The 19186-nt window shown below is 66.2% G+C and carries 18 protein-coding genes, 1 tRNA gene and 1 pseudogene; 13 read left to right on the top strand and 7 right to left on the bottom strand.

The genetic code is table 11. The annotated features are described in order from the left end of the window. Positions 1-44: 44 nt before the first annotated feature. Together Q1W26_RS21530 and Q1W26_RS16805 are read right to left on the bottom strand one after the other, a co-directional pair. Positions 45-569: pseudogene (locus Q1W26_RS21530) on the bottom strand (chemotaxis protein CheB); the annotation flags it as partial. Positions 570-717: 148 nt separating this feature from the next. Continuing rightward, positions 718-993 (bottom strand): hypothetical protein, encoded by a 276-nt coding sequence (locus tag Q1W26_RS16805; RefSeq protein WP_300442569.1) that lies wholly within the window; start codon positions 991-993, stop codon positions 718-720. 413 nt (positions 994-1406) lie between these two features. Here Q1W26_RS16805 and infA point away from each other — a divergent pair, with 413 nt between their 5' ends. Together infA and Q1W26_RS16795 are read left to right on the top strand one after the other, a co-directional pair. Continuing rightward, positions 1407-1670 (top strand): translation initiation factor IF-1, encoded by a 264-nt coding sequence (gene infA, locus Q1W26_RS16800; RefSeq protein ID WP_300442567.1) that lies wholly within the window; start codon positions 1407-1409, stop codon positions 1668-1670. Positions 1671-2050: 380 nt separating this feature from the next. Continuing rightward, positions 2051-2125: transfer RNA gene (locus Q1W26_RS16795), tRNA-Thr, on the top strand. Between the two features lie 36 nt (positions 2126-2161). On the opposite strand, the gene Q1W26_RS16790 is transcribed toward Q1W26_RS16795, so the two are convergent. Further along, positions 2162-2980 (bottom strand): methyltransferase, encoded by an 819-nt coding sequence (locus Q1W26_RS16790; protein ID WP_300442565.1) that lies wholly within the window; start codon positions 2978-2980, stop codon positions 2162-2164. A 121-nt stretch (positions 2981-3101) separates the two neighbouring features. On the opposite strand from Q1W26_RS16790, the gene Q1W26_RS16785 reads away from it, so the two are divergent. Next, on the top strand, positions 3102-4952 hold the full coding sequence (locus Q1W26_RS16785; RefSeq protein ID WP_300442562.1) for a diguanylate cyclase: 1851 nt from the start codon (positions 3102-3104) through the stop codon (positions 4950-4952). A gap of 129 nt (positions 4953-5081) precedes the next feature. Next, positions 5082-7697, top strand: a complete 2616-nt coding sequence (locus Q1W26_RS16780) for a M14 family zinc carboxypeptidase (protein ID WP_300442560.1) — start codon at positions 5082-5084, stop codon at positions 7695-7697. A 19-nt stretch (positions 7698-7716) separates the two neighbouring features. On the opposite strand, the gene Q1W26_RS16775 is transcribed toward Q1W26_RS16780, so the two are convergent. Next, a complete protein-coding gene (locus Q1W26_RS16775; RefSeq protein WP_300442558.1) occupies positions 7717-8379 on the bottom strand; it encodes a c-type cytochrome in 663 nt (220 codons plus the stop codon). A gap of 123 nt (positions 8380-8502) precedes the next feature. Here Q1W26_RS16775 and Q1W26_RS16770 point away from each other — a divergent pair, with 123 nt between their 5' ends. Both Q1W26_RS16770 and Q1W26_RS16765 read left to right on the top strand, forming a co-directional pair. Next, entirely contained in the window at positions 8503-9792 is a 1290-nt protein-coding gene (locus Q1W26_RS16770) for a TIGR03862 family flavoprotein (protein ID WP_300442557.1), read from the top strand. 84 nt (positions 9793-9876) lie between these two features. Next, positions 9877-10122: a GlsB/YeaQ/YmgE family stress response membrane protein gene (locus Q1W26_RS16765; RefSeq protein ID WP_300442555.1), complete on the top strand. Its 246-nt coding sequence runs from the start codon at positions 9877-9879 to the stop codon at positions 10120-10122. Positions 10123-10179: 57 nt separating this feature from the next. Here Q1W26_RS16765 and Q1W26_RS16760 read toward each other — a convergent pair whose 3' ends face one another. Continuing rightward, on the bottom strand, positions 10180-10467 hold the full coding sequence (locus Q1W26_RS16760; RefSeq protein ID WP_300442553.1) for a DUF1330 domain-containing protein: 288 nt from the start codon (positions 10465-10467) through the stop codon (positions 10180-10182). A gap of 61 nt (positions 10468-10528) precedes the next feature. Further along, positions 10529-11833, bottom strand: a complete 1305-nt coding sequence (locus Q1W26_RS16755) for an NYN domain-containing protein (protein ID WP_300442551.1) — start codon at positions 11831-11833, stop codon at positions 10529-10531. A 117-nt stretch (positions 11834-11950) separates the two neighbouring features. On the opposite strand from Q1W26_RS16755, the gene Q1W26_RS16750 reads away from it, so the two are divergent. Next, positions 11951-12322, top strand: coding sequence for a hypothetical protein (locus tag Q1W26_RS16750; RefSeq protein ID WP_300442549.1), 372 nt, complete (start codon positions 11951-11953; stop codon positions 12320-12322). 157 nt (positions 12323-12479) lie between these two features. Then, positions 12480-13388, top strand: a complete 909-nt coding sequence (locus Q1W26_RS16745; protein WP_300442547.1) for a PEP-CTERM sorting domain-containing protein — start codon at positions 12480-12482, stop codon at positions 13386-13388. 81 nt (positions 13389-13469) lie between these two features. Here Q1W26_RS16745 and Q1W26_RS16740 read toward each other — a convergent pair whose 3' ends face one another. Further along, positions 13470-14141 (bottom strand): hypothetical protein, encoded by a 672-nt coding sequence (locus Q1W26_RS16740; protein ID WP_300442545.1) that lies wholly within the window; start codon positions 14139-14141, stop codon positions 13470-13472. A gap of 76 nt (positions 14142-14217) precedes the next feature. Here Q1W26_RS16740 and Q1W26_RS16735 point away from each other — a divergent pair, with 76 nt between their 5' ends. The 5 genes from Q1W26_RS16735 to Q1W26_RS16715 all read left to right on the top strand — a co-directional run bounded on the left by Q1W26_RS16735 (position 14218) and on the right by Q1W26_RS16715 (position 19115). Further along, entirely contained in the window at positions 14218-16128 is a 1911-nt protein-coding gene (locus Q1W26_RS16735) for an ATP-binding cassette domain-containing protein (RefSeq protein ID WP_300442543.1), read from the top strand. A 114-nt stretch (positions 16129-16242) separates the two neighbouring features. After that, the gene (gene thrH, locus Q1W26_RS16730) at positions 16243-16851 is read left to right on the top strand and encodes a bifunctional phosphoserine phosphatase/homoserine phosphotransferase ThrH (RefSeq protein ID WP_300442541.1); all 609 of its coding nucleotides are present in this window, start codon (positions 16243-16245) and stop codon (positions 16849-16851) included. Between the two features lie 68 nt (positions 16852-16919). Further along, positions 16920-17795 carry a formyltetrahydrofolate deformylase gene (gene purU, locus Q1W26_RS16725; RefSeq protein ID WP_300442539.1) on the top strand — a complete coding sequence of 292 codons (876 nt, stop codon included), beginning with the start codon at positions 16920-16922 and terminating at the stop codon, positions 17793-17795. Positions 17796-17886: 91 nt separating this feature from the next. Beyond that, positions 17887-18186 carry a hypothetical protein gene (locus tag Q1W26_RS16720; protein WP_300442537.1) on the top strand — a complete coding sequence of 100 codons (300 nt, stop codon included), beginning with the start codon at positions 17887-17889 and terminating at the stop codon, positions 18184-18186. Positions 18187-18308: 122 nt separating this feature from the next. Then, on the top strand, positions 18309-19115 hold the full coding sequence (locus Q1W26_RS16715) for a PEP-CTERM sorting domain-containing protein (RefSeq protein WP_300442535.1): 807 nt from the start codon (positions 18309-18311) through the stop codon (positions 19113-19115). Positions 19116-19186 lie beyond the last annotated feature (71 nt).

The raw sequence follows: 19186 nt of genomic DNA, 5'->3' as shown, positions 1-19186 counted from the left end.
TTTTCGGCGGGAAGCACATGGGTGACATAGCCCGACTTGATGGCACTGGAGGGCATGCCGTCGTATTTGGCGCTGGAGGGCTCCTGGGCCAGCGTCACACCGCCCGCCCCGAAAACCGCGCGCACACCCAGCGTGCCATCGCTGCCGGTGCCCGAAAGAATGATTCCGACCGCGTTTTCCTGCTGGTCTTCCGCCAGCGAACGCAGGAAGAAATCCACCGGCATGCGCAGCCCGCGGGGCTCGGCGGGCGCACTCAACTGCAGCTTCCGGTGAAGAATCGCCATGTCCCGATTGGGCGGAATGACGTACACGTGATCGGGCTCGACCTCAAGCTGATCCACCGCCTCGAGCACCGGCATGGCGGTCGTGCGCTGAAGGAGTTCGGTGAGCAGGCTGACATGCCCGGGATCGAGATGCGACACCAGCACGAAGGCCATCCCGCTGTCTGCCGGGCAGGCCCGGAAGAAGTGTTCGAACGCCTCCAGCCCGCCGGCCGACGCGCCGATACCGACAATGCTCAAGCGCGCGATCAAATCCTGTGCAACCGATTCTGCCGAGCCCGCCACCATTGCCGGGGATAAATGATCAACCCTCTTCTTTTCGCTGCCCATCCGGACTCATCTCCCAAAACCTGGCGACTCATTTCTCCTGACACGGGAGCACGATCACGACGGCTGCAAGAAATTACATAATAGTATTGCGACACAAGTGGAAGTGTTATTTCACATCGTGCCGGCCCGAAATGGCCTCCGGCTCAAGGCTTATTGGCACTGCGGGAGAACCCGCACCAACGCCGGCAATTAATTCATTTTCATAGGCGCCGCCAAAAAACCAATTCACCTCATGGGCTTGTAAAACAATCAATTCAAAAAAACAAATGCTCATGCCATTCTGTCCGTTCCGGGCACCCGAATCGCCCGTTCCCAAAAAATGTGATGACGCCCCCTGCCGCACGCCATGGCAGGTCAAAATCGGCCAGATCTCGCCAGGCATGTCATTGCCCTTAAGCGGGGCTTGACTTTCGACACAAAGCCGTGCAATATCAAAAATCGGTGTTTCCTGCTGACCAGAGGGTCTAAGTTCAAGGGGCTCTTAATCCGTAGGTCGAGCGCCCCAGGCGCTCAAAGCCGACCAAGATTTCAGAGGCAAGGCCACCCGTCGAGGTGGCCTTGTTTGTTTCAGCCTGCCGCAGTTCGCTTCGGCAAGACGCAACACGACGCCTTTCATCTTCGTCTGCAACACTGATCGCAGACACCCTACCGCCGGCCCGCCGATCTCCGTGCCGACATTGAATCGCGACAGACCTTGAAGGTCGCCGCAAAACCTGGCCCACCAAGGCGGTGGCGGGCCATGGCCGGTACGCCCCACCACGGGACGCTTCCCGACCACCCACCAGGAGCCCCAATATGGCCAAAGAAGAACTCATCGAAATGAAGGGCAGCGTTACCGAAGTGCTGCCGGACGGTCGCTATCGCGTCACCCTCGAAAACGGTCACAACCTTATCGCCTACGCGGGCGGCAAGCTCAAGAAGAACCACATCCGCATCATCGCCGGCGACGAAGTGACGCTGGAAATGTCGGCCTACGATCTCTCGAAGGGCCGCATCACCTTCCGTCACCTCCCCCCCCGCACCGGTCACTCCTCGTCGCCCGCTCCGCGCCGTTACTGAGCTCCCCGGGCAGGGCCATGCCCCGCCCGCCCCCTGTGGGGAACAAGAAAACCCGGGGCGACCCTGCGTTTTCTTGAGAGCGAAGCCTGGCTGCACAAAAAAAGCCCTTGCCGGAAACGGCAAGGGCTTTTTTGCTGGCGCGCAGCCGTTTAAAGCTTGAAAACGGCCAGCGACTGCCGGCGGCTCCGGACCCCCTCCAGCGCGCCGCGCCAGAAAATTTCGTAAAAATGCACAGCAAACGCACGAGGGGCCTTGCTGAGGAGGCCTCGGCTTGATACTATCCGCGCTCCTTTTTCGGGTTGTACGACTCAAAGCCGCAAGGCCTCAGTCCAGGCCACACCCGAAAGGCCGGCAAGTCTTAATGCCGGCCAGGCAAAGGCGCTCATGTAGCTCAGTGGCAGAGCACTCCCTTGGTAAGGGAGAGGTCGGCAGTTCAATCCTGCCCATGAGCACCATCCTCCCCCGCTTTCGCAGCAGCTGTCTTTCCGCCCCTACCTGGGCGCGGCGATCCTGACGAACTTGAGGGTGAATTTGTCGCTCTCGCCGATGGCGAGATATTTCTCCCGGTCCACTTCCTTCATGCGCAGGCTCGGCGGCAGCGTCCACACGCCTTCCGGATAATCACGCGTGTCGCGCGGGTTGGCGGCCATTTCGCCGCGGGCCACCAGCTTGAAACCCACCTTCTCGATCAGCGCCACAACCTCGTCCTCGCGCAGATAGCCCGACTTGAGCTGCGCCGCCTGAGAGAGATCGCTGCGCCCGCGGTGATCGATCACGCCCAGCACGCCACCGGGCTTGAGCACGGTGTGGAACTCGCGGATGTGCTCCTCCACGTTGCCATCGACGATCCAGTTGTGCAGGTTGGAGAAGGTCAGGAGCAGATCCACCGACTCCGGCCGCAGGGTTTCGGCGAGGCCGGGGCTGTGGGCGATCGCCACCTTGCCGTACAAGGCCGGCGCCTTCGCGATCAGCCCTTCCACCACCTCATGCTCGGCGCGTCCCGCCGCCGGATTGTGGGCGCCGGCATGCAGCGCGGCGATGTAGCGGCCCTTGTCGCGCAAATAAGGGGCGAGGATTTCGAACCACCACACGCCAACGCTCGGCCAGATCTCCACGACCGTCTGGTCGGCCTTGAGGCCGAAAAAGGCCAGCGTTTCCGCCGGCTTGCGGGCCTGATCGCGCTGACGGTTGCGTTCGCTGCGCTGGGGGCCGTCCATCCATTGCTGCAGGTCGGCATCGCCGGCCGCCGGAGCCGCCGTCATGTGCAGGGCAGCCACGAGCGGCAGCAGAATTCGCAGGACTGGGCGCATTTTTTCACCGTTTTTCAATCATAGGGGCCGCAATTATCCCCTGAGCACACGCCTTGAGGCACACTGACACTCTATGTGCACAGAGTGCGCAGACTCATCAGCGAAGCTCGACGAGACTCGAATGCAGCCGGCAAATCTCCTTTCACGCATTTTTTCCCGGCTCACGGAACGACCGCTGCAAACCATCCGGCTGATGATCGTCGGCACCACCTTTCCGGCGCTGGCGATTGCCTGGTATGACACCCTTTCGGGCATGCAGGCCAACGAACGCGACGCCGTGGAGCGTATCCGGGTCCAGGCGCTTATCCAGGCGCGGGCGGCCGGAGAAACGGTGCAGGCGTCCATCGAGCGTTTCGATTTTGCGCTGAAAACCGCGCGCCTCGCGGCACTTGAAAGCCCCGAGGCCATGGACAGGCAAGGCCAGCTCGCCATCGGGGCCATGCCCGCCGACCTCGTCCTGCAGCAGTTCCGCATCGACGCCGACGGCTACCTGGGCTATTCATCCCTCGGGCCGGCGCCGCGCAACTATCTGGGCGACCGGGATTACTTTCGGGAGCTGGCCGCCGACACCGGCGACACGCTGGTCATCACACCCCCCGTGCTGGGCCGGCTGACCCACAAGTGGAGCATCCAGATCGCCCGCGCGGTGCGGCGCAACGGACGCTTCGAGGGCGTGATGTCGATCGCCGTGTCGCCGGAAGCCTGGACGGCGCAGCTGTCGCGCTTCGACAGCGGTCCCCACGACACCCTGACGCTGGTCACCGGCAAAGGCCAGGTGCTGCTGCGCACGCTCAATCCGGGGGCCAACTTCGGCAAGCAGGCGCCCCTGCAGCGCGAATACATCACCCGCCCCGACCTGCGCGAAGGGCACTACGTGGCCCATGCCTCGGTGGATGGCATCCTGCGCCTGTATGGCTGGACCCGCCTGTCCTCGGGGCTGGTCATGATGTCCGGCATCGCCCTCGACGACGCGCTGGCGCCGATACGCAAGCAGAACGCCTGGACCCTGCAGCGCGCCACCGCCTCCAGCCTGATCCTGGCGCTGCTGATCGCCGGCCTGCTGGTCGCGCTGCGGCGCTACGAGGGCGCGGTCGGCCAGCTTGCCGAGCGCGAGGCACACCTGCGCAAGGTCCTCGACAACATGGCCGAAGGCATCGTGATCATCGATGCGAACAACTGCATCGTGAGCGCAAACCCGGCCTTCAGCTTCATTACGGGTTACGGGGAGGATGAGTTGCGCGGCCGCCCTGTCTCGACGCTGCCGGCCGGACACCCCGGCGAACTGAGCCTGGGCGAGCTTCTCGGACCACCGGCAGCGCGCCATCAGCAAGGAGATTTCGAAGGCCTGCGCCGGAACGGAGAGCCCTACACCGGCCACGCGGAGATCTCCGCGGTGCTCGACAGCAACGGCCAGGTCGCCCACCGGGTGGTGCTGATTTCCGACGTCACCGAGCGCCGCCGCCAGGAGGGCGCGATCTGGCACCAGGCCAACTTCGACCGCCTGACCGGCCTGCCCAACCGGGGTCTGATCAACGACCGCCTCGAGAACATGCTCCACCACGCCAAGCGCCACCGCAGCGAAGTCGTCGTGCTGTTCATCGACCTCGACCGCTTCAAGCCGGTGAACGATACCTACGGGCACGACGTCGGCGATCTGCTCTTGCAGCAGGTTGCCGCGCGCCTGCTCAAGCTGTTTCGCGACGAAGACACCGTGGCCCGCCTCGGAGGCGACGAGTTCGTCGTGGCCATGCCCAGCCCGGCCGGCGCCTCCGCCGTGGAGCCCGCCGCAGCCAAGGTCGTGGACAGCCTCGCCCAGCCCTTCGAGGTGGCCGGGCATATTCTGGAAATCGGCAGCAGCGTCGGCGTGGCGCGCTTTCCGGCCGATGGCGACAGCGCCGAGCAGCTCATCAACGCCGCCGACCACGCCATGTACCGGGCCAAGAACGAAGGCCGGGGGCGCTGGAGCACTTAGTCCGGACTCGCCCGCTCCGCCAGCCGTAAATAGCGTCCGCCTGTGCCATAAGTCAAAAGAATGCCTGCGCCCTCAACCGGCCCGGGGCGTAGCATTTCTCCATAGGCATCGTTCTGCAAGGAGAAAGCCATGTTTCGCCCTGTCCGTCACGGCCGGCAAACCGGCCTTGCCCGCAGCACACCGCTGATTGCCCTGGCGCCCCTCGCCGCGCTCCTGCTGACAGCCTGCGGTGGAGGCGGAGACAGTGGCTCTGCGGCGCCGGCAAGCGTGTCGTCCATGGCACAGGCCGCGGCGTTTTCCCCCGCCACCGCATGCTCGCCCTTCCAGACGCCCCCCGTGTTCTCGGGCCGCGTACAAGCCCCCGAAGCGGTGCTTGGCTTCGCCCTCGGCAGCCGCGAAGTCAGCACCGACGAAGCCAACACCTACCTCGATGCCCTCGACGCTTCCAGCCCCCGCGTCGTCACCGGCGTCGCGGCAAGCTCGGTACAGGGCCGGGTGCTGAAATACGCGATCGTCGGCCGCGAAGACAACGTGTCGCCCGCCGGCCTCGACCGCCTGCGCCGGGCCGCCCGGCAGTTGATGGACCCGAACACCAGCCCCGCCACCGCAGCCGCGCTGGCCGCCAGCACGCCGGCGATCCTGTGGGTCGCCGGCAACGTGCACGGCAACGAGGAAAGCGGCGCGGACGCCGCACTGCGCGTGCTCTACGAACTGGCCGATCGCGACGATTGCGCCGCGGCGCGCATCCTCGACAACGCCGTCGTGGTCGTCCTGCCGATTCAGAACCCCGACGGCCGCGAAGCCGACACCCGGAGCAACGCCTACGGCTTCGACATGAACCGCGACTGGTTCGCCCGCACCCAGCCCGAAACCGACGGCAAGCTCGAACTGCTGCGCCAGTACCCGCCGGTGCTGTTCATCGATGCCCACGAGATGGGCAGCGGCAAGTTCTTCTTCCCGCCCTACGCCGACCCGATTTACCACGAGGTGCCCGGGCAGGCCTTCACGTGGATAAACAGCATCTACGCCGCAGCCGTCGCCACCGAATTCGACCGCCAGAAAATCGCCTACTTCCACGGCGCGCCCTACGATCTGTTCGCCGCCGAATACGGCGACACCGTGCCCACGATCGGCTTTCACGCCGCCGGCATGACCTTCGAAAAATACAACGGCGCCAGCATCGCCACCCGCAGCCGCGAACACTACGTCGCCATGTGGTCGTCGCTGTTCGCCGGCGCCAGCGACAAGCTGCGCATCCTCACCGACTGGCACCTGTCCCACGTCGAGGCCAGGGCCCAGGGCCAGGCCGGCCAGCTCCAGCCCAACGGCATCCACTACGACGCCAAGGCGCTCTACCAGCAGGTACCGGGCCTTTCCGTGCAGCACTACTTCTTCCCCGACGACCCCGGCCGCACGCGCGAACTGGCACACCTGGTGCGGCGCCTGCAGCGCATGGACGTGCAGGTGTGGAAGCTGACCGCTCCCGTTACCGTGCCGGACTACCGCGCCTACGGCAGCCCGCCCGCCAGCGTCACGCTGCCTGCCGGCACCTGGTGGATACCGATGGCCCAGGGCCGCAAGCACTGGATCCAGGCCATGCTCAATGAAGACGCCTACACCCCGGTCGGCGTCAGCTACGACGTCACCGCCTGGAGCAATCCGCTCCTGATGAACATCGCCGGCGGCTCATCGGGCGCCAGCCTGAATCCGCAGGCCAGCCTCGTCGCCCCCGTTGCCGCCCCCGCCTTGCCGGGCGCCCCGGCCGGCGCGCCGAGAATCGGCCTGTTTGCCATTCCCGGCACGGCCGGCTCCGAATCCGCCGGTTCGATGCGCTACCTCTTCGAGCGCGTCTGGGGCGTGCCCTACACCGAAGTCAGCGCCGAGCAGATCAAAGCCGGCCTGGGCGGCATCGACGTGCTGCTGGTTCCCGACGGCTACGCCAAGGGCGGCCTGCAGGCGCTCGGCTCGAAAGGGCAAAAGGCCCTGGTGACATGGGTCGAGGGCGGCGGACGCTACGTCGGCTACCGCGGCGGCACCGAACTGGCCGTGGGCGCCGGCCTGTCGACGGCCGTGCTGCAGGCCACCCACACCGCTGCGCCGGGCACGCTGATCCGCGTCGCCCTGGATCCGGCCAGCCCGCTCGCCGCCGGCATCCCCAAGGCCACGGAAATCACGCCCACCGCCTGGCTGATGTACGACAACGACGACCGCATGAGCCCTGGTCTCGGCAGCACCGTCGCCCGCTTCCCGGCGCAGGGCGAGCCCGCCTTCCACACCTCGGGCCTGGCCATCGGCGTCGACGAGCTGGCCGGCAGCGCGGCCATCGTGGACGAGCCTGTAGGCAACGGACGCAGCGTGGTGTTCTCCTTCGACCCGAACTTCCGCGCCTGGCCCGAGGGCACCCAGCGCATCCTCTGGAACGCGCTGTACGGCACCAACCCCGTCGCCGCGGCCGCGTCGGCCAAAGTGCGGGCCGCCGCCATCGACACCGCCGGCCGGGCCGCCAAGGCGCTGCCCGACACCGGCAAGGCGATCCGCATCGTCGTGCAGGCGGCCGACGCCGACGCCACCCGCGCGCTGCTGCAAAGCTACGGCACCGAGTTCAAGGAGCTGCGCAAGGCCGAACGTACGGTATTCGTGATCGCCAACCGCGAAGCCCTGTCGCGGGAAGAGCACCCCTACGTGCTGGATCTGGCCCGCGACCTGACCCAACTGATCACGCCGATTTCATTCAGCATGCCCTGACGACGGTTCCGGACGGCAGCTACTTGAGGCTCGACAGATACGCCACCACCGCCTCGATGTTCTGCTCGCCCAGCACCGTCACCGCAGCCGTCATCGGGGGGTAGGTGCGTTCGGCGGAGCTTTTCAGGTAACGGTTCAGGCTGCGCCGCAGGTAGTCGGCCTGCTGGCCGGCAAGCCGCGGAAAGTTCTCGCCGCCCCTGGCATCCTCACCGTGGCAACGAAAGCAGTTACGCATGAAATGCTCACGCCCCTCGGCGGCCCGCTGCCCCGCGACGGGCACCGCGGGCGTGGCCGCCTGGGCAGCGTAAAACACCGCGATATCGGTTTTTTCCCGGGCGTTCAGCACCCTCATCAAGCCCTCCATGAACGCATCCTTGCGCTTGCCGGCAAGAAACGCGTCGATCTGGTTGAGCACATACACCGGGTTCTGCCCGGCCAGGTTGGGCACCTCGCCGTACTTGCTGAGGCCGGTCTCGCCGTGGCAATTGGCACAGAAGAAGGACGCCTTGCGCCCGGCCTCGCGGGCCGCCTGCAACTCGGCCGGGCCGGCCTTGACGAGACGCGCCAGATAGTCGCGCTCGGTGGGCCCCGCCGACGCCGGAGCCGCCAGCGCACCCAGCGCCAACCCGATGATTGCCCCACAGAGGGCAGGGCCGCAGCGGCCCCTTGACTTGATCGACATGACGATTTTTCTCGTTGGGCGCCGAAGGCAGGCCGCCTTCAGCACCAGGGCGTACAGTGTAATCTTCCGGCAGGAGGCCGGGTCTGGCCACTACAATTCGGGGTTTGAACCGTGCCCCGCGTCATGTCCCCCTCCCTGTCGCCCGCTTTCAGCCCTCCCCGCGTCGCCATTGTCGGCGGTGGTCCGGCCGGCCTGATGGCCGCCGAAACCCTGGCCCTCGCCGGCGTGGCGGTGGATCTCTACGACGCCATGCCCTCGGTCGGACGCAAGTTTCTGCTGGCAGGCCGCGGCGGGCTCAACATCACCCACTCGGAAGCCTTCGAGGCCTTCGCCAGCCGCTACGGCAGCCGTCGAGCGCAGATCGAACCGATGATCCAGACCTTCGGCCCCCAGGCCCTGCGTGACTGGGTCGAGGCGCTGGGCGTCAGCACCTTTGTGGGCAGCTCGGGCCGGGTTTTTCCGGACGGGATGAAAGCCGCCCCGCTGCTGCGCGCCTGGCTGCAACGCCTGCGCGAAGCCGGCGTGCGCTTTCATGTGCGCCACCGCTGGAGCGGCTGGGCGCAAGACGGCAGCCTGCGCTTTGCCACACCCGCCGGCCCGGTCGAATGCCACGCGGAGGCCACCATCCTCGCCCTGGGCGGCGGCAGCTGGGCCCGGCTCGGCTCCGACGGCGCCTGGGTGCCGCTGATCGAAGGGCGCGACATCAGCGTGGCCCCGCTGCAGCCGGCCAACTGCGGCTTCCTGGTCGCCTCGCCCCGCACCGGGGTGGGCGGCTGGAGCGAACACCTGCGCAGCCGTTTCGCCGGCCAGCCCCTCAAATCGGTGGCGATGCGCCTCGACGGCGAGCCCGGTGACCAGGACACACCGCTCCGGCCGGGCGAAGCCATGATCACCGCCGACGGCATCGAAGGCAGCCTGATCTACGCCATGTCGGCGGCGATCCGCGAACGCATCAACACCACCGGCAGCGCCACGCTCCTGATCGACCTCGCCCCCGGCCGCCCGCTCGAGCGGGTGCTCGCCGAAGCGTCCCACCCCCGCGGCGCCCGCTCGCTGGCCAGCCACCTGCAAAGCCGGGTCGGCATCGCCGGCATCAAGATGGCCCTGCTGCGCGAATGCCTCACGCCCGATGAACTGGCCGACCCGGCCCGCCTGGCCGCCGGCATCAAGGCGCTGCGGCTGCGCCTCACCGCGGCACGCCCGCTGGACGAAGCGATCAGCAGCGCCGGCGGAGTGTGCTTCGAAAACCTGGACGAAGGCCTGATGGTGCGTCGCCAGCCCGGCCTGTTCATGGCCGGCGAAATGCTCGACTGGGAAGCCCCCACCGGCGGCTACCTGCTCACCGCCTGCCTCGCCAGCGGCCGCCGGGCCGGCGAAGGCGCACTGGCGTGGCTTGCCGCGCGCCAGCACTGAGCCGCACCCGCAACATCTTTTAACGTCCCCGCGACGACCCGCGGTTTAGAGTGAAAGCCCAAGGCTTCTGACAGGACACCCATCATGGGCATCATCTCGACCATCGTCATAGGCCTGCTCGTCGGCCTTGTCGCCCGCTTCATCAAACCCGGCGACGACAGCATGGGCTGGATCAAGACCATCCTGTTCGGCATCGGCGGCTCCCTCGCCGCCACCTACGGCGGCCAGGCACTCGGCCTCTACCAGGCCGGCCAGGGCGCCGGCTTCATCGGTTCGGTGATCGGGGCGGTGATTCTGCTGCTCGTGGCCGGCAAGCTCGGAGCGAAGTAACAGCACGAGGCGCGCGAGGCAAAACCTGGCGCGCCTTGTGCCGTACAAACTACCGGATCAAGCCGCGTAGGCGGTCAGCACCACATCTGCCGCCTCGTCCCGCAGGGCAATGAGCGCCTGATACGCCGGGGAGGCGAACCAGCCTTCGACTGCGGCAGCGCTCGGAAATCGCAGCACGACGATGTCCGCGTGGGGGCAAGTGCCCGCCAGCGCGGCAAACTGCGTGCCCCTGAAAACCGGCTCGACGCCCCAGGGCCCGAAGGTTTCGGGCACCTTGCTGCGGTACTCGGACCATTTGTCGGGGTTCTTCACCGTAACCTGCCCAACCACGTACGCGTTGCTCATCGAGGCGTCCTCCTTGAGGTCATGGGCTGAACGAGCCGCAATGGCCCGCTGAAGTCTTCACTCACTCTTCCGTCTTGCGCGGCCGGCGGCTGCGGGCAGCGGGCTTGCGGGCGGGTTTTGCGGGCGCTTCGGGCGCCGCCGCGACTTCCGGCGCAGCGGCCTCGGCAGGCGGCACTTCCGGCTCGGTGGCCGCCGCCTTGCGCGGGCTGCGGCTCTTGCGGCGGGTGTCCTTGACCGGCTTGGCTTCGGGCTCGGTCGGCGCGGCCTCGGCAGCAACCGGCGCCGGCTGCGACGCGCTCTCGGCCGGAGCCTCGACCGGAGCTTCGACCGGGGTTTCAGCAGCAACCTGACGACCGCCCCGTCCCTTGCGACGATTTTCCGGCTTGGCTGCGCCCTGCTCGGACGACGCCCCGTCGGCGGCGGCCTTGCGACCACCGCGCCCGCTGCGACGCCCCTCGGGCTTGGCCGCGGGCTGCTCGATCACCGGCGCTTCCGCCGTCAGATCCAGCACCTGCATTTCGGCCACCGGCTCGCTTCGCACGGGGCTGCCGGCGCTGCGATAAACATAGGCGCCCGATTTCTCGTCCCGGCCAAACTCCAGCAGCCCGCGGGATTGCGCTTCTTCGAGCAGGTTGCCGAAAGCCCGGAAGCCGTAGCGGGTTTCGCTGAAATCAGGCTTGCGACGCTTGATGGCTTCCTTGAGCACCGAAGCCCAGATCTTGCCGCTGTCGCCGCGCTCGGCCACCAGCGCATCGAAGGTTTGCACCGCGATCTCGATGCCCCGCGTCTTGCGCGCCTCGATTTCCTCCTTGCGGCGGCTGTCGTCCTCGGGCGCACGCCGGGCCGGCTGGGCTTCCTTCGGCTCGCGCCGGGCCGCCACGCGCTGGGTTTCGCGCACCAGATCGTCGTAGAAGATGAATTCATCACAGTTGGCGATCAGCAGGTCGGAGGTCGATTGCTTCACCCCCACGCCGATCACCTGCTTGGCGTTTTCGCGCAGTTTGGAGACCAGTGGCGAAAAGTCGGAATCGCCGCTGATGATCACGAAGGTATTGACGTGACTTTTGGTGTAGCACAGGTCGAGGGCATCGACGACCAGCCGGATGTCGGCCGAATTCTTGCCCGACTGGCGCACGTGGGGAATCTCGATCAGCTCGAAGTTGGCCTCATGCATCGTGGCCTTGAAACCCTTGTAGCGATCCCAGTCGCAATAGGCTTTCTTGACGACGATGCTGCCCTTGAGCAGCAGGCGCTCAAGTACAAGCTTGATATCGAATTTTTCGAACTTCGCGTCGCGCACGCCGAGGGCGACGTTCTCGAAGTCACAGAACAAAGCCATGCTGACGTTTTCGGGCGATGCGGCCATGCGGGTCTCCAGGTCTTGGGGCAGATCAGGCAGCTTACCCGCAAACCGGAGCCGGGGGCCATTGGCACGGGCATCGTGATAGGGTTCGCGTCCCCCACACGCAGGAAGCCTCCGGCCATGAACCGGCAAACCGCCACGCCCCCGCCCGCCAGCGCACGCGGAACGCGCATCGCACTGATCTTCGCCCTCGTCGCCGAGCGTCTGTCGGCCTTTTACGAACACGGCCAGTGGCTCACCGACGCCCAGGGCGCCAGCCTTTGCGCCGACTGGCTGGCACGCACCCAGCGCAGCCTGCCCCAATCCGAGCGCAAGCAACTGTCGGCCATCAGCGACCGGCTGGCCCGGCAGGTTGCCGGCAGCCTGTCCCGCGAGGCGGGGCTGTATACCGTGCACGAAATGATGGAATCCCTCGACCCGAACCACGAATCCGAAGTCGGCCGGACACTGATGGAAGAATGCGAGCGCATGCTGGACGAAGACGCCGCCTGAGCCCGCCGCGGCATCCATGCATGTCGGATTTTCTTACAAATGCCAATGAGCTCCACCCAATCCGGTCAGCATAGCCAATAAGAATCAGCACATTAAAAAACCCGGCCTGATTAGTGCTTTGTGTCACGCCAGGACACAACACATCAAGGACAGTGCCATGATCAAAACCAACGCCATGAAAACGCTCGTCATTTCGCTCATGGCCCTGGGCACGCTGGCGGCCACGCCGGCCCATGCCGATACCCTCGAAATTCAGGGCTCGGCCACCGCCGGCGCCACCAGCAACACATTCGGCCCGATCACGGATACCTCCTACGTTGGTGACGGCACCTCGTCCGTCGACCTTGCAGGCAACTACGCCTCGGCCGACGCCTGGGGCAACAGCCACGGAACCTACCGTTCCTCGTCCTACGGCGAAGGCTACTTCGACAGCACGGCAACCTTCCATCACACCCTGTCGATCATCAACAGCAACGCCTACGCCACCCAGTACACGATGAATTTCTTCATCTACTACGGCGCGTTGAGCATCAATGGCTACACCACCGGCACGGCCAGCTACGACCTGAACATCAACAAGGTGAACGGCCCTACGACCAGCCTTTTTGCCAGCGGCGCCACGCTCGACGCCAGCGGCAGCGTCGTTCAGACCGGCCAGGCGCTCGACGGCGCAGGCACCGGAGGGCTGGGCGCGGAGCATTGGTATGCCTGGAACGGCACCAACATCAGCCGCGACCTCGGCATTCTCGACGCCGGCGGCATGATGACCATCAACTTCGACCTGGTCACCACCGCCCGCGGCATCCTGCCCTCAGGTTCGGGCCTGTGCGGCCTTGCCGCGGCGCCCGCAGCCGCGGCGCTCACGGTGGTCGACCCGGCGTTCCAGTGCGCCAGCATCTACGCCAGCCTGGGCGACCCGGGTGACATCGAGCCCGACACCCTGATGCCGCTGAACGCCGTTTTCGGCATCACCGGCACCCCGGCCAACCCGATTCCGCTGCCCGGCACCCTGTCGCTGGTCGGCGTGGGCCTGGCCGCGCTCGGCCTGGCGCGCCGCCGGCACTGATCCGCTCGAGGCTGAATGAGCAAGGGCGCCCCGGGGCGCCCTTTTTCGTTGCCGGGTCGGAATGCCCCGATCAGGCCTCACTCAAGGCTTGATGACGGCGGCTTTGCGGTCTTTCTCGACCTTTTTTTCCGCCGCCTTGCGTGCCCGCTCTTCGTAGTCTTCGCGGTCGCTCCGGGCCTGCTCGGCGCGCTGGGCGGCCGCGCTGGCTTCGTCGGCACGACGCTGCGCCTCGGCGGCCTCGTGACGGTGACGCTCTTCCGCTTCGATCAGCCCACGGGACTTCGCATCCTGCTCGCGCTTGACGCGATCCGCGTCCTTTTCCGACAGGTTGCGCAGGCGCGTCTCGCTGTCGGCCCGGTTGCGGGCCTCCTGCTCGGAGCGCTCGATGGCTTTTTGCGGCGCCACCTCGGCCTGTTCGGCCTGACGTTCGGCAAAGCGGCGGTTCTTGTCGGCAAGCTCGATGCGACCGGCCTCGAGATCCAGCTGACGGGCCTTGCGAATCTCCACGACGCGCCGCTCGCGGGCCTTGTCGAGGCAGCGATTGACGAGAAAACGCGCGTAACAGCCGATTTCCTCGTCCGAAAAACGGGCCTCCGCCGTGCTCCGCAAGGCCGAAGCCTCGTCACGCATGGTGGCGGCGCGGGCCATTTCGGCAGCCGGATCGGCCTCGGGAGCGTCGGCTCCCAGCACAAGACCGTTAAACAGGAAGGCAAGCGACAGGGCGCTCAGGCGGGCGAATCGGGGCAGGCGCATGGTACGCAGGGCGTGAGGCAACGGGACCGCTTACAATACCGGATTTTCCGCCCTCTTACCGCCCCCTCCCGCTGCCGTGATCCAGTTCCGTAACCTTCGCCTCGCCCGCGGCGTCAAGACCCTCATCGAAGGCGCCAGCCTGCAGATCCACCCCGGCTGGAAGGTCGGCCTGACCGGCGCCAACGGCTGCGGCAAGTCCACCCTGTTCGGCCTCCTGCGTGGCGAGCTGCACCAGGAATCCGGCGGCCTGGAAATCCCCCCCGCCTGGGTGATTGCCCACGTGGCCCAGGAAACCCCGGCCCTGCAGCGCCCGGCCATCGAGTACGCACTCGACGGCGACGCCGAGCTGCGCCGCATCGAAGCTGCCCTCGCTGCCGCCGAAGCCGCCCACAACGGCGAGGAGATCGGCCACCTCCACGGCCGCCTGCAGGAGATCGGCGGATACGCCGCCCGCGCCCGCGCAGCCGCACTGCTCGACGGCCTCGGCTTTACCGGCCCCGACCTCGAACGCCCGGTGGCGGATTTTTCGGGCGGCTGGCGCATGCGCCTCAACCTCGCCCAGGCACTGATGTGCCGCTCCGATTTGCTGCTCCTCGACGAGCCGACCAACCACCTCGACCTCGACGCGGTGATCTGGCTCGAACAATGGCTCGGCGATTATCGCGGCACGCTGGTGCTGATCTCCCACGACCGCGATTTTCTCGATGCGGTGGTCAATCAGATCGCCCACATCGAAAACCAGCAGCTCACGCTGTACTCGGGCGGCTACTCCAACTTCGAACGCCAGCGCGCCGAGCGCCTGTCCCAGCAGCAGGCCATGTTCGAAAAGCAGCAGCGCGAGCGCGCCCACCTGCAAAAATACGTCGACCGCTTCCGCGCCCAGGCCACCAAGGCCCGCCAGGCGCAAAGCCGCATCAAGGCCCTCGAGCGGATGGAAACCATCGCCGCGGCCCACATCGACAACCCCTTCAGTTTCAGCTTCCGTGAATGCGGCGCGGCGCCCGACCCGCTCCTGCAGCTCGAAGACGCCGCCGTCGGCTACGCCGACAAGCCCATCCTCGCGGGCATGAAGCTCACCATTCGCCCCGGCGAGCGCATTGGCCTCCTGGGCCGCAACGGCGCCGGCAAATCAACGCTGATCAAGCTGCTCTCGGGCGGCCTCAAACCCACCGCCGGCGTGCGCCGCGAAGGCAAGGGGCTCAACCTCGGCTACTTCGCCCAGCACGCGCTGGAAAGCCTGCGCCCTGATGAATCCGCGCTGCAGCACATGCTGCGTCTCGACCCGCAAACCCGCGAACAGGATCTGCGCAACTACATCGGCGGCTTCGACTTTCACGGCGACATGGCCACCACGCCCTGCGGGCCGTTTTCCGGCGGCGAAAAATCCCGTCTCGCGCTGGCCCTGCTGATCTGGGGCAAGCCCAACCTGCTGCTGCTCGACGAGCCCACCAACCACCTCGACCTCGAAATGCGCCACGCCCTCACGCTGGCGCTGCAGGACTACGAAGGCGGCATGGTGATCGTCTCCCACGACCGGGCGCTGCTGCGCGCCACCTGCGACCGTTTCCTGCTGGTGGACGACGGCCGCCTCACCCCCTTCGACGGCGACCTCGACGACTACAAGAGCTGGCTCGCCCAGCGCCGCGCCTCCGATGCTGCAGCCGCCCAGTGCCCCGACCGCGCCGCCGACAAGGCCAGCCGCAAGGCCGACCGTGAAAGCGCCGCCGCCGACCGCCAGGCCCGCCTCATCGCCCGCCGTCCGCTGGTCAAGGAGCTCGAGCAGCTCGACAAGAAACTCGCCCCCTGGCACGCCGAAAAAACCCGGCTCGACGAACGCCTCGCCGATCCCGATCTCTACACCGGCCCCGAAGCCGGCGACGTGCCCAAGCTCCTCAAGCTTCAGGCCGAACTCGCCAACAAGATCGACGAAGCCGAGCTGCGCTGGCTCGAACTCCACGAAGCCCTGGACGCCATCCCGGCCGATTGAGGCCAGCACGCCGCCCCCGCCACCATTCGCGACGGATTCGGCATAAGCGCTCAGCGTCTCTTTGCTAGAATCCGCCTTCCGCCAAATCAACCGCCGTAATCTGGAGTTTTTGCCGTGCAACTCGTCTGTCTCGACCTCGAAGGTGTTCTCGTCCCCGAAATCTGGATCGAATTCGCGGAGCGCACCGGCATTCCCGAACTGCGCCGTACCACCCGCGAAGAGCCCGATTACGACAAACTGATGAAGTACCGGCTCGATCTGCTCAAAGAGCACAAGCTGGGCCTGCCGGACATCCAGAAAGTCATCTCCGAAATGGGCCCCGAGCCCGGCGCCAAGGATTTCCTCGACGCCCTGCGCCAGGATTTCCAGGTCATCATCCTGTCCGACACCTTCTACGAATTCGCCATGCCGCTGATGAAGCAGCTCGGCATGCCCACCCTGTTCTGCCACAAGCTCGAAGCCGACGCCAACGGCTACCTGGTGAACTACCACCTGCGCATGCCCAACCAGAAGAAGGAAGCCGTCCAGCGCTTCAAGGAAATCAACTTCAAGACCATCGCCGCCGGCGACTCCTACAACGACACCGCGATGCTCAAGGAAGCCCACGCCGGCATCCTGTTCCGTGCCCCGGACAACGTCATCGCCGAGTTCCCGCAGTTCCCGGTGGTTCGCGAATACGCCGATCTGGCCCGCGAAATCCGCTCCGCCTCCGCCCGCATCTGATCCCCCCTGAGCGCCGGCCGCGGCCCGGCCCCTGAATCACGGGCCGGCGGGCTGGCGGGACACACATCATGCACCGCGAACGCTTCTTCACCCTCTCCGCCTCCTGCCCAGACCGCACGGGCATCGTCGCCAAGGTTTCGGGCTTCATCGCCGAACACAAGGGCTGGATTCTCGAAACCGCCCTCCACGCCGAACCGGCGGTAGACGCCGACAAGCGCGGGCGCTACTTCATGCGCATCGAGATCCGGGCCGACTCACTGCCCTTCATGCTCACCGAGTTCCGCGAACGCTTCGCCCCCATTGCCGAAGAACTGGAGATGGACTGGAAGATCACCGATTCGGCGGTCAAAAAGCGCGTCGTGGTGCTGGTATCCAAGCAGGAGCACTGCCTCTACGACCTGCTCGCGCGCTGGCAGTCGAAGGAACTCGACATCGAGATTCCCTGCGTGATCTCGAACCACGACACCTTCCGCGGCTTCGTCGAGTGGCACGGCATTCCCTTCCATCATGTGCCGGTCACTGCCGACAACAAGGATCGCGCCTATGGCGAAGTCCAGCGCATCTTCAATGAAGTGCACGGCGACACCATGGTGCTGGCGCGCTACATGCAGATCCTGTCGCCCGGGCTGTGCGCCGCCAATCGCGGCAAGATCATCAACATCCACCACAGCTTCCTGCCCAGCTTCGTGGGCGCCAAGCCCTACCACCAGGCCTACGAACGCGGCGTGAAGCTGATCGGCGCCACCTGCCACTACGTCACCGAACACCTGGACCAAGGCCCGATCATCGAGCAGGACGTGATCCGCATCGACCACTCGGACTCGGTCGAGGACATGGTGCGTTACGGCAAGGACATCGAAAAGGCGGTGCTGGCCCGCGGCCTGCGCTACCACCTGGAAGACCGGGTGCTGGTGCATGGCAACAAGACGGTGGTGTTCCGCTAGACCACGTCAGCAAGGCGCCATCCGGACCGGCCCCGCGGGGCCGGTTTTTTTACGTCCGCGCCACGGGCCGCGACGCACGCCCGCATCAAACATGGCCGTGAAATATGTCGCTGTAAAAACCTCCGACACTTTCATGGCCCGCAGCCTGGCCGCCAGCGGCATACCGGCACTCACCCCGGAGGAAGCCAGGCGGGGGCTTTTTTCCGGCGACCCGACTGCCAAACACATCACGCCCCCGCGACGGCGCAGCGTGCGGTTTTTATCGCGGCGGGCGGGCACCGAGCGCACTGCGCGGGCGGAATCAGTGCGGTTGTCGGCGCGGGCGCAGCGTCGCATCCGAGTCGATGCTTTTTACAAAATTCTTCAAATTCGCAAAAATCGGTTTTCATAAAAATCCAAGCCCTTGTTGGAAAAGGAAGTTTTCCATTTTTAACAACTTGGCACAGGCTTTGCTTTAAGCCTGTCAAGACAGTTGATTCCGCCCTTCCAACCTTCCTGACCGAACGCAAAAACATGAACGCCAAGAAATTCAGCCTTTCCGCCATCGTCGCCGGCCTGCTCGGGCTCGCATCCCTGTCCGCCAACGCCGCTCCTTTTGTCGCCACCGCGGACATCTACGTCGGCGGCAGCAGCTACGCCGGCTCCGATCAGTCCCTCGGCTACGTTGGGGACGGCGGCTTTGATGCCTTCGACGGCTTCGGCTACTACCCCTTCGGGCTGCCCGCCGGCGTAACCCTCCAGCGCCAGGTCCAGCTGCTTGCCGGCTCCAACACCTACCGCTGGGTCGACACCTTCACCAACAGCACCAGTGCCGCCCTCTCCGGCCAGGCCCGCTTCTACGGCAACCTCGGCTCCGACGGCGGGGAAGCCGTGACGACCAACACCGGCTTCCTCAAGGTGAGCCACGAAAGCCGCTCCGGCCAAACCTACGATCCGGTGCTGGCCCTGATCAACGGCAACAACGCCTGGACGCTGGCCAACACCTCGGCGGCCATCACCCCGGGCGAATACAACAACTACATCACCCTGAACCTCGCCGCCGGCCAGTCGATCTCCGTCGCCCACTTTGCGATCCTGGTGCGCCCGGACGACATCGCCACCAACTACGATCCGACCGCCTCGGTGGCCAGCGCCACCGCGCTGGGCCAGGCCCTGATCGCCGACCCGAGCGCCTACTGGACCGGCCTGTCCGCCACCCAGGTCAGCCTGATCGCCAACTTCGACGCCGCCCGGAGCGCCGTGCCGGAACCCGCCAGCCTCACCCTGCTCGGCCTGGGCATGGCCGGCCTGCTGGGCGCCCGTCGTCGCAAGCACGCCTGATCGCCCGCTGCGCAGCAAAAGAAAAACCGGCCTCGCGCCGGTTTTTTTCGTTCTGGATCGCCCCGCTGGCG

Origin of the sequence: Zoogloea sp. (genome assembly GCF_030157465.1) — a bacterium.
Classification (GTDB): domain Bacteria; phylum Pseudomonadota; class Gammaproteobacteria; order Burkholderiales; family Rhodocyclaceae; genus Zoogloea.
This window is presented reverse-complemented; position numbering and strand designations above follow the sequence as displayed.

Excerpts from the sequence above, each read along its gene's own strand:
- Q1W26_RS16780 (WP_300442560.1), top strand. The coding sequence starts at position 5,082 with ATGTTTCGCCCTGTCCGTCACGGCCGGCAAACCGGCCTTGCCCGCAGC.
- Q1W26_RS16745 (WP_300442547.1), top strand. The coding sequence starts at position 12,480 with ATGATCAAAACCAACGCCATGAAAACGCTCGTCATTTCGCTCATGGCC.
- Q1W26_RS16720 (WP_300442537.1), top strand. The coding sequence starts at position 17,887 with ATGGCCGTGAAATATGTCGCTGTAAAAACCTCCGACACTTTCATGGCC.
- Q1W26_RS16740 (WP_300442545.1), bottom strand. The coding sequence starts at position 14,141 with ATGCGCCTGCCCCGATTCGCCCGCCTGAGCGCCCTGTCGCTTGCCTTC.
- Q1W26_RS16750 (WP_300442549.1), top strand. The coding sequence starts at position 11,951 with ATGAACCGGCAAACCGCCACGCCCCCGCCCGCCAGCGCACGCGGAACG.
- Q1W26_RS16775 (WP_300442558.1), bottom strand. The coding sequence starts at position 8,379 with ATGTCGATCAAGTCAAGGGGCCGCTGCGGCCCTGCCCTCTGTGGGGCA.
- Q1W26_RS16760 (WP_300442553.1), bottom strand. The coding sequence starts at position 10,467 with ATGAGCAACGCGTACGTGGTTGGGCAGGTTACGGTGAAGAACCCCGAC.
- Q1W26_RS16755 (WP_300442551.1), bottom strand. The coding sequence starts at position 11,833 with ATGGCCGCATCGCCCGAAAACGTCAGCATGGCTTTGTTCTGTGACTTC.
- infA (WP_300442567.1), top strand. The coding sequence starts at position 1,407 with ATGGCCAAAGAAGAACTCATCGAAATGAAGGGCAGCGTTACCGAAGTG.
- Q1W26_RS16785 (WP_300442562.1), top strand. The coding sequence starts at position 3,102 with ATGCAGCCGGCAAATCTCCTTTCACGCATTTTTTCCCGGCTCACGGAA.
- purU (WP_300442539.1), top strand. The coding sequence starts at position 16,920 with ATGCACCGCGAACGCTTCTTCACCCTCTCCGCCTCCTGCCCAGACCGC.
- Q1W26_RS16765 (WP_300442555.1), top strand. The coding sequence starts at position 9,877 with ATGGGCATCATCTCGACCATCGTCATAGGCCTGCTCGTCGGCCTTGTC.
- Q1W26_RS16770 (WP_300442557.1), top strand. The coding sequence starts at position 8,503 with ATGTCCCCCTCCCTGTCGCCCGCTTTCAGCCCTCCCCGCGTCGCCATT.
- Q1W26_RS16790 (WP_300442565.1), bottom strand. The coding sequence starts at position 2,980 with ATGCGCCCAGTCCTGCGAATTCTGCTGCCGCTCGTGGCTGCCCTGCAC.
- Q1W26_RS16715 (WP_300442535.1), top strand. The coding sequence starts at position 18,309 with ATGAACGCCAAGAAATTCAGCCTTTCCGCCATCGTCGCCGGCCTGCTC.
- Q1W26_RS16805 (WP_300442569.1), bottom strand. The coding sequence starts at position 993 with ATGCCTGGCGAGATCTGGCCGATTTTGACCTGCCATGGCGTGCGGCAG.